Below are 12,543 nucleotides of genomic sequence, written 5' to 3'. Positions count from 1 at the left end.
CACGACGGATGAAGCACGACGGATGAACACGACTGGCGACAAGAGCGAACACACGACAGGCCCGGCAGGGCCGGACGAGGAGGTCGGTATGGCGGTCAAGGTGTGGCTGCGCGGTTGGTGGGCGGCACGACGGGCGGCCGCGCGACGCGACGCGGGGATGACGACGTCCGAGTACGCGGTGGGGACGATCGCCGCGGCGGCGTTCGCCGCCGTGCTCTACAAGATCGTGACCAGCGGGGCGGTCTCTGGAGCCTTGGAGTCGGTGATCGGGAAGGCTCTCGATGCGCCGTTCTGACCGGGGGTTCGTGACGGTGGAGGCGGCGATGGTCCTGCCCGTCCTCGCCCTGTTCACGGTGACCCTGCTCTGGGCGCTGGCCGCGGCCGCCGCGCAGATCCGGTGCGTGGACGCGGCACGGGCGGGGGCGAGGGCGGCGGCCCGCTCGGAACCGGTGACCTCCGCCGAGGCGGCCGCCCGGGCCGCCGCGCCCGAGGGGGCCCGGGTGTCGGTGGCGAGGGAGGGCGACCTGTGGCGGGTGACGGTGGAAGCGGCGGCCCCGGGCCCCCGGGGCATGGGAGTCACCCTGAGAGCCGGCGCGGCGGCCCTCGCCGAGGACGCGGTGGCCGGGGGAGCGCCATGACGGCCCCCGAACGCCGGGCCGCCACCCCCGGCCGTATCCGCCCGGGGCACCGGGACTCCGGTCGGAGAGCCGTTCGGCCGGTGGGCTGGGGTGCCGGTCGGTGGGCGGCCTGGGCTGTGGGCCGGAGAGTGGCTCAGCGGGCCGGCGGGGGTGGGGACCGTGGGGCGGCGACCGTGTGGGCGGCGTTCGCGGCGTGCGCGTTGTGCGTGGTGTTCGGGGCGGTGCTGGTGCTGGGGCAGGCCGTGGCGGCCAGGCACCGGGCCGGTGGGGCCGCCGACCTGGCCGCCCTCGCCGCCGCCGACCGGGCCCTGTGGGGTGAGGCCGTGGCATGCGACGCGGCCTCCCGGGTGGCCGTCGCGCAGGGCGCCGAGCTGGCACGGTGCGTGGTGCGGGACGGGATCGCGGAGGTGACCGCCAGGAGCGTGCACGGGCCGTACCGGCCGGAGGTCAGGTCGCGGGCGGGTCCTCCGGGGCAGCCTCCGCCGCCGGAGACGGCTCCGGGGCAGGGCCCCGGGTCGACTCCTGAGACGGGTTCTGAGAGGGGCCCGGGGATGGCTCCGGGGCTTCCTTCAGGAGTTCCGTGAGGAGGCGGACGGCGCCGCGTTTGTGGAGCGGATCGTTGCCGTTGCCGCACTTCGGGGACTGGATGCAGGAGGGGCAGCCCGCCTCGCACTCGCAGGAGGCGATGGCCTCCCGGGTGGCCGTCAGCCAGGCGCGGGCGGTGTGGAAGGCGCGTTCGGCGAAGCCCGCGCCTCCCGGGTGCCCGTCGTACACGAAGACGGTGGGCAGCAGGGTGTCGGGGTGGAGGGGTACGGAGACGCCGCCGATGTCCCAGCGGTCGCAGGTGGCGAAGAGCGGCAGCATGCCGATGGAGGCGTGCTCGGCGGCGTGCAGGGCGCCGCCGAGGATCTCGGGGGTGATCCGGGCGGCGTCGAGCTGGTCCTCGGTGACCGTCCACCACACGGCCCGGGTGCGCAGGGTGCGGGGCGGCAGGTCGAGCTTGGTCTCGCCGAGCACCTCCCCGGTGATCAGACGGCGGCGGAGGAAGGAGACGACCTGGTTGGTGACCTCGACGGAGCCGTAGCAGAGGCGGCCGGCTCCCCAGGGGATCTCGATGTCGGTGTCGAGGACGGAGATGGAGGTGGTGTCGCGGGCGGTGGTGGAGTACGGGGGGACGGCCTCCTCGACGAGGGCCACGGAGTCCTTGAGGTCGAGCTCCCGCACCAGATAGGTGCGGCCCTGGTGGAGGTGGACGGCGCCCTCGTGGACGGCGGTGTGGGAGGCGGCCTCGTCGACCGTGCCGAGGAGGCGGCCGGTGCCGGCCTCCACGATCCGGACGGGGCTGCCGCCGCCGCCCCGGATGTCGGTGAGGTCGGCGGCCCGTTCGCGGCGGGTCCAGTACCAGCCGGTGGAGCGGCGGCGCAGCAGCCCGGCGCCTTCCAGCTGGGGCAGCAGGTCCGGTGCGGCCGGGCCGAAGAGGGCCAGGTCCGGTTCGGTCAGCGGGAGCTCCGCGGCGGCGGCGCACAGATGGGGGGCGAGGACGTAGGGGTTGTCGGGGTCCAGGACGGTCGTCTCGACCGGCTGCTCGAAGATCGCCTCCGGGTGGTGGACGAGGAAGGTGTCCAGCGGGTCGTCCCGGGCGACCAGGATCGCGAGGGCGCCCTCGCCCGAGCGGCCGGCGCGGCCCGCCTGCTGCCACAGGGAGGCCCGGGTGCCGGGGTAGCCGGCGATCAGGACGGCGTCCAGGCCGGAGACGTCCACGCCCAGTTCCAGGGCGGTCGTGGCGGCCAGCCCGAGGAGCTCGCCGGAGTGCAGGGCCCGCTCCAGGGCGCGGCGCTCCTCGGGCAGGTAGCCGCCCCGGTAGGCGGCGACGCGGCCGGCGAGCGCGCGGTCGGTCTCGGCCAGCCGTTCCTGGGCGATCACCGAGATCAGCTCGGCGCCGCGCCGGGAGCGGACGAAGGCGACCGAGCGGACGCCCTGCCGGGTCAGGTCGGTCAGCAGGTCGGCGGTCTCGGCGGTGGCGGTGCGGCGGACGGGCGCGCCGCGCTCGCCGTGCAGCTCGGTCAGCGGCGGCTCCCACAGGGCGAAGACCAGTTCGCCGCGCGGGGAGGCGTCGTCGGAGACCTCGGTGACCGGCAGGCCGGTGAGGCGGCCGGCGGCCAGGGCGGGTTCGGCGGAGGTGGCCGAGGCGAGGAGGAAGACGGGTTCGGAGCCGTACCGGGCGCAGATCCGGCGCAGACGGCGCAGCACCTGGGCGACGTGGGAGCCGAAGACGCCCCGGTAGGTGTGGCACTCGTCGATCACGACGTAGCGCAGGGAGCGCAGGAAGGAGGACCACCTGGGGTGGGAGGGGAGTATGCCCCGGTGCAGCATGTCGGGGTTGGTGAGCACGTGGTTCGCGTACTGCCGGACCCATTCGCGCTCCTCGACGGGCGTGTCGCCGTCGTAGACGGCGGGGCGGATCCGGTTGCCGAGCGGGGCGGCCAGTTCCCGTACGGCGCGCCGCTGGTCGGCGGCGAGGGCCTTGGTGGGCGCCAGGTAGAGGGCGGTGGCGCCGCGGCCGTTCGGGGCCTCCGAGCCGTCCAGGAGGGTGCTGAGGACCGGGGCGAGGTAGGCGAGCGACTTGCCCGAGGCGGTGCCCGTGGCGATCACCACGGACTCGCCGTCCAGGGCGTGCTCGGCGGCCTCCGCCTGGTGCGCCCAGGGGTGCTCGATGCCGGCCGCCTGGATCGCCGCGATCACCTCGGGGCGGATGCGGTGCGGCCAGACGGCATGGCGGCCCTCCCGGGCGGGCATGTGCTCCGTATGGGTGATGCGCGCGGACCGGCTCTCGCCCGAGGAGAGCCGGTCGAGGACCGTGCCGGGAGAGGGGCGGCTGCCCGTTTCCCCGGCCGGACGACGGGGGCGGTGATTCTTGGCCATCGGCACCGAGTGTGTCACTGCCATGACGGACAATGCTTCCAAGGCGTCGTGCATGGCTGCTGGTAAGTGATTGAATGCCATCGCGGCTGGCGTTCCGTTCCTCGGCTCCGCCCCGGAGGCCCGAGGGGACGATCGCCCGATAGCAAGGTGCTGGAGGATCCGTGGACCTGTCCCTGTCGACTCGCAATGTGTCCGGCTCTGCCGGCGACCGTACGGTCGTCGAGGTCGGTGGCGAGATTGATGTGTATACCGCGCCGAAGCTGCGCGAGCAGCTGGTCGAGTTGGTGAACGACGGCAGCTACCACCTGGTCGTCGACATGGAGGGCGTGGACTTCCTCGACTCCACCGGCCTCGGCGTGCTCGTCGGCGGCCTGAAGCGCGTGCGCGCGCACGAGGGCTCGCTGCGTCTGGTCTGCAACCAGGAGCGCATTCTCAAGATTTTCCGGATCACGGGTCTCACCAAGGTGTTCCCGATCCACACCTCGGTCGACGAGGCCGTCAACGCCGTCGACTGAGCCCAGGGGGTTCGTATGGCCACCGTTGAACTCCGCTTCAGCGCCCAGCCCGAGCACGTCCGCACGGCCCGCCTGGTGGCGGCCGCGGTCGCGCGCCGGGCGGGTGTGGACGAGGCCGTCCTCGACGAGGTGCGTCTCGCTGTCGGTGAGGCCTGTTCCCGCGCGGTCGGGCTGCACCGCAGCAACGACGTCACGACCCCCATCCGGGTCGTCCTGACCGAGGAGGAGAAGACGTTCTCCATCGAGGTCGGCGACGAGGTGCCGGGTGCGGGGGTGGCGGCGGCCGATGCCGCCGGTGTCCCCGGCGCGCGGGCCGCGGCCCCGGCCGAGGACTTCGACGACGCCGGCGGCGAGGACGAGATGGGGCTCGCGGTGATCCGCGGGCTCGTCGACGACGTCGAGGTGAGCGCCGGCGAGGACGGCGGCACCATCCGGATGAGCTGGCCGGTGACCTCGGCGGACATCCTGTCCTGAGCCCTACAAGCACGAGCCGTACCTGTATGGGCCGTATCCGTACGAGCCGTGCACGTACGAAGAGAAGAGGCCCCGCGGTGCGGGGCCTCTTCCGTTGTGTCAGGCGTCCTCGCCCACGAACGGCGCATCCCCGTATGTGCCGGTTTGTCTCCCTATGATCCGTCCATGTACCCCACATCTCTCGCCGCGGCGGTGCTCACGAGCGGGAACCGGACGATCGTGTTCGTCGTCGCGGCCGTCGCCCTCGCCGCGCTGGTCGTCGCGCGGCTCCTCGTCCGCCAGGTGCTCGCGGCCGGTGAGGGCACCGAGAGGATGAAGGAGATCGCCGCCGCCGTGCAGGAGGGTGCCAACGCCTACCTCGCCCGGCAGCTGCGGACCCTCGCCGTCTTCGCGGCCGCCGTGTTCTTCCTGCTGATGCTGCTGCCCGCCGACAACTGGTCGCAGCGTGCCGGACGTTCCCTGTTCTTCCTGGTCGGGGCCCTGTTCTCGGCGGTCACCGGCTACCTCGGCATGCGGCTCGCCGTCCGGGCCAACGTGCGGGTCGCCGCCGCGGCCAGGGAGGCCACCCCGGCACCCGGCGAACCCGAGAAGGACCTGAACGAGGTCGCACACCGGGCCATGCGGATCGCGTTCCGTACGGGCGGGGTCGTCGGCATGTGCACGGTCGGCCTCGGACTGCTCGGGGCCGCCTGCGTCGTCCTCGTCTACGCCGCCGACGCACCCAAGGTCCTGGAGGGGTTCGGCCTGGGCGCCGCGCTCATCGCCATGTTCATGCGGGTGGGCGGCGGCATCTTCACCAAGGCCGCCGACGTCGGCGCCGACCTCGTCGGCAAGGTCGAACAGGGCATCCCCGAGGACGACCCGCGCAACGCCGCCACCATCGCCGACAACGTGGGCGACAACGTCGGCGACTGCGCCGGCATGGCCGCCGACCTCTTCGAGTCGTACGCCGTGACCCTGGTCGCCGCGCTCATCCTCGGCAAGGCGGCCTTCGGAGACCACGGGCTCGCGTTCCCCCTGATGGTGCCGGCGATCGGCGTGGTCACCGCCGTGATCGGCATCCTCACGGTCGCCCCGAGGCGCGCCGACCGCGGCGGGATGAGCGCGATCAACCGCGGATTCCTGGTCTCGGCGGTGATCTCGCTGGCGCTCGTCGCCGTCGCCGCGTTCGCGTACCTGCCGTCCTCGTACGCCGAGCTCGAAGGCGTCACCGAGCCGGGCATCCACCGCCACGGCGGCGACCCGCGGGTCCTCGCCCTGGTCGCGGTCGCCCTCGGCATCGTCCTCGCCGCCCTCATCCAGCAGCTCACCGGCTACTTCACCGAGACGAGCCGGCGACCGGTCAGGGACATCGGGAAGTCCTCGCTCACCGGCCCGGCGACGGTCGTCCTCGCGGGCGTGGCACTCGGCATGGAGTCCGCCGTCTACACGGCCCTGCTGATCGGGCTCACCGTCTACGGGGCGTTCCTGCTCGGCGGCGCCTCGATCACGTTGGCGCTGTTCGCGGTGGCCCTCGCGGGGACGGGGCTGCTCACCACCGTCGGCGTGATCGTCGCCATGGACACCTTCGGTCCGGTCGCCGACAACGCCCAGGGCATCGCGGAGATGTCCGGGGACGTCACGGGGGCGGGCGCGCAGGTCCTCACCGACCTCGACGCCGTCGGCAACACCACGAAGGCCATCACCAAGGGCATCGCGATCGCCACCGCCGTCCTCGCGGCCTCCGCGCTCTTCGGCTCGTACCGGGACGCCATCGCGACCGCGATCACCGACGTCGGGGAAGCCGGGAAGGCAGGGAAGTTCAGCGAGGCGACGCTCTCCATGGACATCTCCCAGCCCAACAACCTCTTCGGGCTGATCCTCGGCGCGTCCGTCGTCTTCCTCTTCTCCGGGCTCGCGATCAACGCCGTCTCCCGGTCCGCCGGATCGGTCGTCTACGAAGTCCGGCGGCAGTTCCTCGAACACCCCGGGATCATGAACTTCACCGAGAAACCGGAGTACGGGCGGGTCGTCGACATCTGCACCAAGGACGCGCTGCGGGAACTCGCCACGCCCGGACTGCTCGCCGTGATGGCCCCGATCGCGGTCGGCTTCGCGCTCGGTGTCGGCCCGCTCGGCGCGTACCTCGCCGGGGCGATCGGAGCGGGCGCGCTGATGGCGGTCTTCCTCGCCAACTCCGGTGGCGCCTGGGACAACGCGAAGAAGCTGGTCGAGGACGGCCACCACGGCGGCAAGGGCAGCGAGGCGCACGAGGCGACCGTGATCGGGGACACGGTCGGCGACCCGTTCAAGGACACGGCGGGCCCGGCGATCAACCCGCTCCTGAAGGTGATGAACCTGGTCGCGCTGCTCATCGCCCCGGCGGTCGTGCGGTTCAGCTACGGCGTCGACGCGAGCGCCGGACTGCGGGCGGCGGTCGCGGCGGTCGCGCTCCTCGTGGTGGTCGCCGCGGTCCGGGTCTCCAAGAGGCGTTCGGTGGCCGTGTCCTGACGTGGCGTCCGTCTCATTTCCGGCTGTTTCCGGGGTGGTCGGGCCGATCATCGCTTGGTTCAAAAGGTGGCAATGTAGGAGGAACCTGTCGTACGAAAGGTGGAAGTAGCCCGTTCGGCGTGTATGTTCCGGGGCCGAGAGCCTTGGAAGGGACCGATCCGTTGAACAAGAAGCTTGCGGCCGCACTGTCCGGCGGCGCGGTACTGGTGCTCGCGCTGTCGGGATGCAGCTCCGACGAGGGCGACAAGGTGGGTGACTGGGCGAAGACCTTCTGCGACCAGGCCAAGCCCCAGATCCAGAAGCGGGCCGACGCCCACCAGATCATCATCTCGACCGCCGCCGACAGCAAGCCGGCCGAGATCCAGGCCGCCGACTCCAAGGCGTTCCAGGACATCGCGAACGCCGACCGCGCCCTCGCGAAGGCCGTCGAGGCCGCCGGCGCCCCGCCCGTCGAGAACGGCGAGAAGGTCAAGCAGGACGCGATCAAGGAGCTCAACGCCACCGCGGTGGCCTACGAGGGGCTCAAGAAGCAGGTCGACGCGCTGGACCCGACGAACCAGCAGAAGTTCGCGGACGGCCTCCAGGGCGTCGCCGACGGCCTGACCAAGATCGAGAAGATGGACCAGAACGCCCTGTCCAAGCTGGAGGACGGCGAGCTGGGCCAGGCGATGGCCAAGCAGCCCGGCTGCCAGAAGCCCACGGCCTCGGTCCCGCCGAAGGCGACCGCCTCCCCGAACGCCGGCTCCGACACCGGCTCCGGCTCCTCGGCCCCGAGCACGAAGCCGTCCGCCAAGCCGTCCGCCGAGCCGGCCAAGAAGTCCGAGTCCCCCAAGACCGGGGAGTAGGACCCGGCCGACCGGCCCGTCGACGGCGGCGACCAGCCCCGGCGACGGGCGGGGCGCGGCCCGGTGACGGGCGGGGCGCGGCCCGGTGACGGGCGGGGCGCGGCCCGGTGACGGGCGGAGAACGGCCCTGGTGACGATGGTGAGCGGCCTCGGTGACGGCGGCGCGCGGCCCGGTGGCGGCGGTGATCGGGCGCCCGTCGCCGGGTCGCCCGCCCGGATGTCGGTGGTGGCCGTCACAATGGAGCGGTGAGTACGACCAGCCTGTCTTCCCGCCTCCCGGTGCCCGCGCACGCCGCCCGTCTGCGCGAGGCACTGCTCGCCGCCGACTTCACCGCCGACGGCCTGCTCGACCTGCTCGGCGCCCCGGCCTACGCGGCGCTCGCCCGCAGCGAGACCGTGCCCGCCCTGCGCGCCACCCGCGGCGACTCCCCGCTGGAGACCCTCGTCCGGCTCTTCCTGCTCCAGGAGCCCGTCGCGGCCGACCGCGCCGCCGCCGCGCTCCCGCTCGACGAGGCCCTCGCCGACGGCTGGGCGGTCCGCGAGGACGGCACCGTGCGCGCCACGGTCGACGTCCGGCCGTACGGCGGACCGGACGGCGAGGACTGGTTCATCGTCTCCGACCTGGGCTGCGCCGTCGGCGGCGCCGGCGGCATCGGGAAGAAGGACGAAGGGGTCGTCCTCGGCGTCGGCGGCGCCTCCACCACCCTCGCCGGCATCACGGTCCGCACGCCGGTCTCCTCCGCGCTCGACCTCGGCACCGGCTCCGGCATCCAGGCACTGCACGCCGCCCAGCACGCCACCCTGGTCACCGCCACCGACCTCAACCCGCGCGCCCTGGACTTCACCCGGCTCACCCTCGCCCTCTCCGGGGCCCGGGAGGCCGAGCTGCTGACCGGCTCGCTCTTCGAGCCCGTCGACGGCGACACGTACGACCTGATCGTCTCCAACCCGCCGTTCGTGATCTCCCCCGGCGCCGGCCTCACCTACCGGGACGGCGGGATGAGCGGCGACGACCTGTGCCGCACGCTCGTGCGGCAGGCCGGGGAGCGGCTCAACGACGGCGGATACGCCCAGTTCCTCGCCAACTGGCAGCACGTCGAGGGCGAGGAGTGGCAGGAGCGGCTGCGGTCCTGGGTGCCGCGCGGCTGCGACGCCTGGATCGTGCAGCGCGAGGTCCAGGACATCACCCAGTACACGGAGCTGTGGCTGCGCGACAGCGGCGACCACCGCGGCGACCCGGCCGCCTACCGGGCGGCGTACGACCGCTGGCTGGACGAGTTCGAGGCGAGCAAGACCCGAGCCGTGGGATTCGGCTGGATCACGATCCGGCGGAGCGAGGCCGTGGCCTCCGGCGCCGTCGAGCCCTCGATCGTCGTCGAGGAATGGCCGCACCCCGTCGAGCAGCCCCTCGGCCCCACCGTCCGCGCCCACTTCGAGCGCCAGGACTACCTGCGCCGCCACGACGACGCCGCGCTCCTCGCCGACAGCTTCACCCTCGCGCCCGAGGTCGTGCAGGAGCAGGTCGGACTGCCGGGCGCCGAAGACCCCGAGCACGTGGTGCTCCGGCAGAACCGGGGCATGCGCCGCGCCACCAAGGTCGACCACGTCGGCGCCGGGTTCGCCGGCGTCTGCGACGGCACGCTCAGCGCGGGCCGCATCCTCGACGCGATCGGGCAGCTGATGGGCGAGGACCCGGTCGTACTGCGGGACCGCACCCCGCAGGCGATCCGGCTGCTCGTCGAGGAGGGCTTCCTGATCCCCGGCTCCCTGCTGCCGGAGACGGAGCCGTCCGGGGCCGAAGGGAGCGGTGCTTGATACGGATCGAACTGGACGAGGCCTCGCTCGGGGCGACCCGGATCGCGATCAGCCCGCTGCGCGACGCGTTCTGCGCGATGCACCTCGCACAGCCCCACCGGCACCCCTCCTGGCCGTACCAGGAGTGGGTCGGGCAGGCGCGCGAGGTGTGGCGCGAGGACGACCGGCTCCGCCCGCTGTGGGACCTGTTCGTCCGGGAGCGGCACGAGGTCTCCGACTTCCTGCTGCCCCGGCCCTTCGGCACGGTCCACGTGCACGAGGAGCTCGCCGCGCTGCGGGCCACCGACCCGGAGTTCGTCCGCGCCCAGGTGGAGGTCTGCTACCCCGGCATGGCCGACGCGCCCTTCCTCCAGCCGTACCTGAAGGACCCGGAGGCGGCCTGCGCGGCGCTCGCCGACGCGTACGCCGCCTACTGGGAGGGCGCGATCGAGCCCTACTGGCCGACGATGCGCCGACTCGTCGAGGACGAAGTCCTCGTCCGCGCCAGGACGTTCGCCACCGAGGGCGTCGACGCGCTGTTCGAGGGCCTGGAGAGCCGGGGCCGGTGGCAGCCGCCCGTACTCGAACTGACCAAGCACATCGACACCGCGTACGCGCCCGGGGAGCGGCGCCTCGTCCTCGTGCCGCTCGTCTTCGCGGAGGGCTGCCGGCTCTACTCGACCGACGACCCCGAGGTCTTCGCGCTCTCCTTCCAGGCCCGGGGTGCCGCCGCGCTGCGCGAACCCGTCGAGCCCGTCGCCGAGGACCGGCTCGGGCTCATGCTCGGCCGGGGCCGGGCGGCGGTCCTGCGGGAACTGGGCGGACCCCTGACCACGGCCGGCCTCGCCGACCGGCTCGGCCTCGCGCCCAGCACCGTCTCCGAGCACCTGTCGGTGCTCTCGGAAGCCGGAGTCGTCACCCGTCACCGCGTCGGACGCTCGGTGTACTACCAGCTGACGGACACGGGCCGTTCGCTGCTCGCGCTCCTCGCCGGACAGGACGTCCTCACCGCCGTGGCCTGACGAGACCACCGCCGCGGCCCGACGATTCGGGGCCTCCCGAATCGATGGCCCGGCCCTTCCGCCCGCTCGTACCGTCCGGCGCATGCTCGCAATCGAGGCGGACGCGCTGCGCCGCACCTACACCAGCAGGACCGGATGGCCGAGGTCCCGGCGGACCGGGACCGAGGCCGTGCGCGGGGTCACCTTCGAGGTGGCGCCGGGAGAGCTGTTCGGCCTGCTCGGGCCCAACGGCGCGGGGAAGACCACCACCATCAAGATGCTCAACACCCTGCTGCTGCCGACCTCCGGCACGGCCCGGGTGTTCGGCCACGACGTGGCTCGCGACCCCGTCGCCGTACGCCGCAGGATCGGATACGTCTTCGGCGGCGACCGGGGCCTGTACGACCGGCTCTCCGCACTCGACAACCTCCGCTACTTCGCCGAGCTGTACGGCGTCCCCGCCCGCGACCAGAGACGCCGCATCGCCGAACTCCTCGACCTCGTCGGCCTCGCGGGCCGGGAGAAGGAACGCGTCGAGGGCTACTCGCGCGGCATGAGGCAGCGCCTCCACATCGCCCGCGGCCTCCTCCACCGCCCCGACGTCCTCTTCCTCGACGAGCCGTCCATCGGCGTCGACCCCGTCGCCGCCCGCGACCTGCGCCGCACCGTCGCCGACCTGGCAGCCGTCGGCACCACCATCCTGCTCACCACCCACTACATGGCCGAGGCCGACGAACTCTGCGACCGCATCGCCGTCATCGCCGGCGGCCGGATCCGCGCCCTCGGCACCCCCGACAGCCTCAAGTCCCGCGTCGGGGACCGGGACGTCCTCGACATCGAGGCGTACGGGGCGGGCGAAGAGGCCCTCGACCGGATCCGGCGGGTGCCCGGCGTACGGGGCGTGTCCGCCGAGGACCGGGGCACGGTCCAGACCGTCAGCGTCCAGACGGACCGCGGCGCCGAGCTGCACGCCCCCGTCCTGGCCGCCCTCGACGGCGTCCGGATCGGACGGGTCGTCAGCCGCGAACCCTCCCTGGAGGACGCCTACATCGCGATCGTGGAGGAGACGGCACGGACGGAGCAGCCCGTATGACCCGCGTCCCGCGCCTGATCGCGGTCGGGATACGCACCCACGTCTCGTACATGTCGCGCTCCCCGATCGAGATCACCTTCGCCGTCCTCGTCCCCCTCGTCTACGCCACCCTCGCCGTCTACCTGTTCCGCGCCGCCGGCGACCCCGACCGGCTGCTCACCGCCTCCGTCGGCGCCGGACTCATGGGCATCTGGGGCTCGGTCCTCTTCGGCTCGGGCGGCGCCGTGCAGAACCAGCGCTGGCTGGGCACCCTGGAGACCCTCGTCGCCGCGCCGACCCCGCTCGCGCTCGTGCTCCTGCCGATCACCCTCGCGACCGCCGTCATCGGCACGTACGCGATGGGGGCCACCGTCCTGTGGGGCGTCCTGCTCTTCGACGTGCCGCTCGACTTCGCGCACCCGCTGCTGTTCCTGGTCGCCGTCCCGGTGTGCGTGCTCTCGCTCGGCATGACGGGGCTCCTCCTCGCGGTGACCTTCGTCCTGCTCCGCAACGCCAACGCCCTCGCCAACCCGCTCGACACGCCGGTCTGGCTGCTGTCCGGGCTCCTCGTGCCGATCGACGTCCTGCCCGCCTGGACGCATCCGCTGTCCTGGGCGCTGCCCATGACCTGGGGCGCGCGGGCCGTGCACGCGGCGACCTCCGGCGGAGAGGTCGTCACGCCCCTGCTCACCGCCCTCGCCCTCGGCTCCGCATACGCCCTCGCCGCCGTCCTCGTCCTCGGCCGGGTGGAGCGCCGGGCCCGCGCCGCCGCCACCCTCGCCCTCGCCTGAA

At 73.3% G+C, this 12,543-nt stretch carries 11 protein-coding genes and 1 pseudogene; 11 read left to right on the top strand and 1 reads right to left on the bottom strand.

All coding sequences use genetic code 11. The features are described from left to right. The first annotated feature begins 88 nt into the window (after nt 1-88). The 3 genes and pseudogenes from ACH4TP_RS17560 to ACH4TP_RS17550 form a co-directional block, all read left to right on the top strand. Nucleotides 89-295 (top strand): DUF4244 domain-containing protein, encoded by a 207-nt coding sequence (locus ACH4TP_RS17560; protein WP_389223131.1) that lies wholly within the window; start codon nt 89-91, stop codon nt 293-295. Then, on the top strand, nt 282-638 hold the full coding sequence (locus tag ACH4TP_RS17555) for a TadE family type IV pilus minor pilin (RefSeq protein ID WP_389223134.1): 357 nt from the start codon (nt 282-284) through the stop codon (nt 636-638). Before ACH4TP_RS17560 ends, ACH4TP_RS17555 begins: the two co-directional genes overlap by 14 nt. Then, nucleotides 635-1,045: pseudogene (locus ACH4TP_RS17550) on the top strand (Rv3654c family TadE-like protein); the annotation flags it as partial. The gene ACH4TP_RS17555 and the pseudogene ACH4TP_RS17550, both read left to right, overlap by 4 nt. A 40-nt stretch (nt 1,046-1,085) precedes the next feature. Here the strand turns inward: ACH4TP_RS17550 and ACH4TP_RS17545 are convergent. Continuing rightward, nucleotides 1,086-3,641 (bottom strand): DEAD/DEAH box helicase, encoded by a 2,556-nt coding sequence (locus ACH4TP_RS17545; RefSeq protein ID WP_398438464.1) that lies wholly within the window; start codon nt 3,639-3,641, stop codon nt 1,086-1,088. An 80-nt stretch (nt 3,642-3,721) separates the two neighbouring features. Between ACH4TP_RS17545 and ACH4TP_RS17540 the strand changes: the two genes are divergently transcribed. The 8 genes from ACH4TP_RS17540 (at nt 3,722) to ACH4TP_RS17505 (ending at nt 12,542) form a co-directional block, all read left to right on the top strand. After that, nucleotides 3,722-4,075, top strand: a complete 354-nt coding sequence (locus tag ACH4TP_RS17540; protein ID WP_389223140.1) for an STAS domain-containing protein — start codon at nt 3,722-3,724, stop codon at nt 4,073-4,075. A 15-nt stretch (nt 4,076-4,090) separates the two neighbouring features. After that, on the top strand, nt 4,091-4,549 hold the full coding sequence (locus ACH4TP_RS17535; protein ID WP_389223143.1) for an ATP-binding protein: 459 nt from the start codon (nt 4,091-4,093) through the stop codon (nt 4,547-4,549). 165 nt (nt 4,550-4,714) lie between these two features. Then, entirely contained in the window at nt 4,715-7,039 is a 2,325-nt protein-coding gene (locus ACH4TP_RS17530) for a sodium-translocating pyrophosphatase (protein ID WP_398181632.1), read from the top strand. Nucleotides 7,040-7,200: 161 nt separating this feature from the next. Then, nucleotides 7,201-7,884: a small secreted protein gene (locus tag ACH4TP_RS17525; RefSeq protein ID WP_398181635.1), complete on the top strand. Its 684-nt coding sequence runs from the start codon at nt 7,201-7,203 to the stop codon at nt 7,882-7,884. A gap of 246 nt (nt 7,885-8,130) precedes the next feature. Continuing rightward, complete coding sequence (locus ACH4TP_RS17520; RefSeq protein WP_389223152.1) at nt 8,131-9,699, top strand: methyltransferase; 1,569 nt, start codon at nt 8,131-8,133, stop codon at nt 9,697-9,699. Then, nucleotides 9,696-10,700, top strand: a complete 1,005-nt coding sequence (locus ACH4TP_RS17515) for an ArsR/SmtB family transcription factor (RefSeq protein ID WP_389223155.1) — start codon at nt 9,696-9,698, stop codon at nt 10,698-10,700. The genes ACH4TP_RS17520 and ACH4TP_RS17515 overlap by 4 nt, the downstream gene beginning before the upstream one ends. Before the next feature lie 82 nt (nt 10,701-10,782). After that, nucleotides 10,783-11,772: an ATP-binding cassette domain-containing protein gene (locus tag ACH4TP_RS17510; RefSeq protein ID WP_389223158.1), complete on the top strand. Its 990-nt coding sequence runs from the start codon at nt 10,783-10,785 to the stop codon at nt 11,770-11,772. After that, a complete protein-coding gene (locus ACH4TP_RS17505; RefSeq protein ID WP_398438463.1) occupies nt 11,769-12,542 on the top strand; it encodes an ABC transporter permease in 774 nt (257 codons plus the stop codon). The genes ACH4TP_RS17510 and ACH4TP_RS17505 overlap by 4 nt, the downstream gene beginning before the upstream one ends. Nucleotide 12,543: the final 1 nt, after the last annotated feature.

This window comes from Streptomyces sp. NPDC021012, assembly GCF_044333355.1.
Lineage (GTDB): Bacteria > Actinomycetota > Actinomycetes > Streptomycetales > Streptomycetaceae > Streptomyces.
Note: the sequence above shows the minus strand (reverse complement) of the source record. Positions and strands in the feature narration are given on the sequence as shown.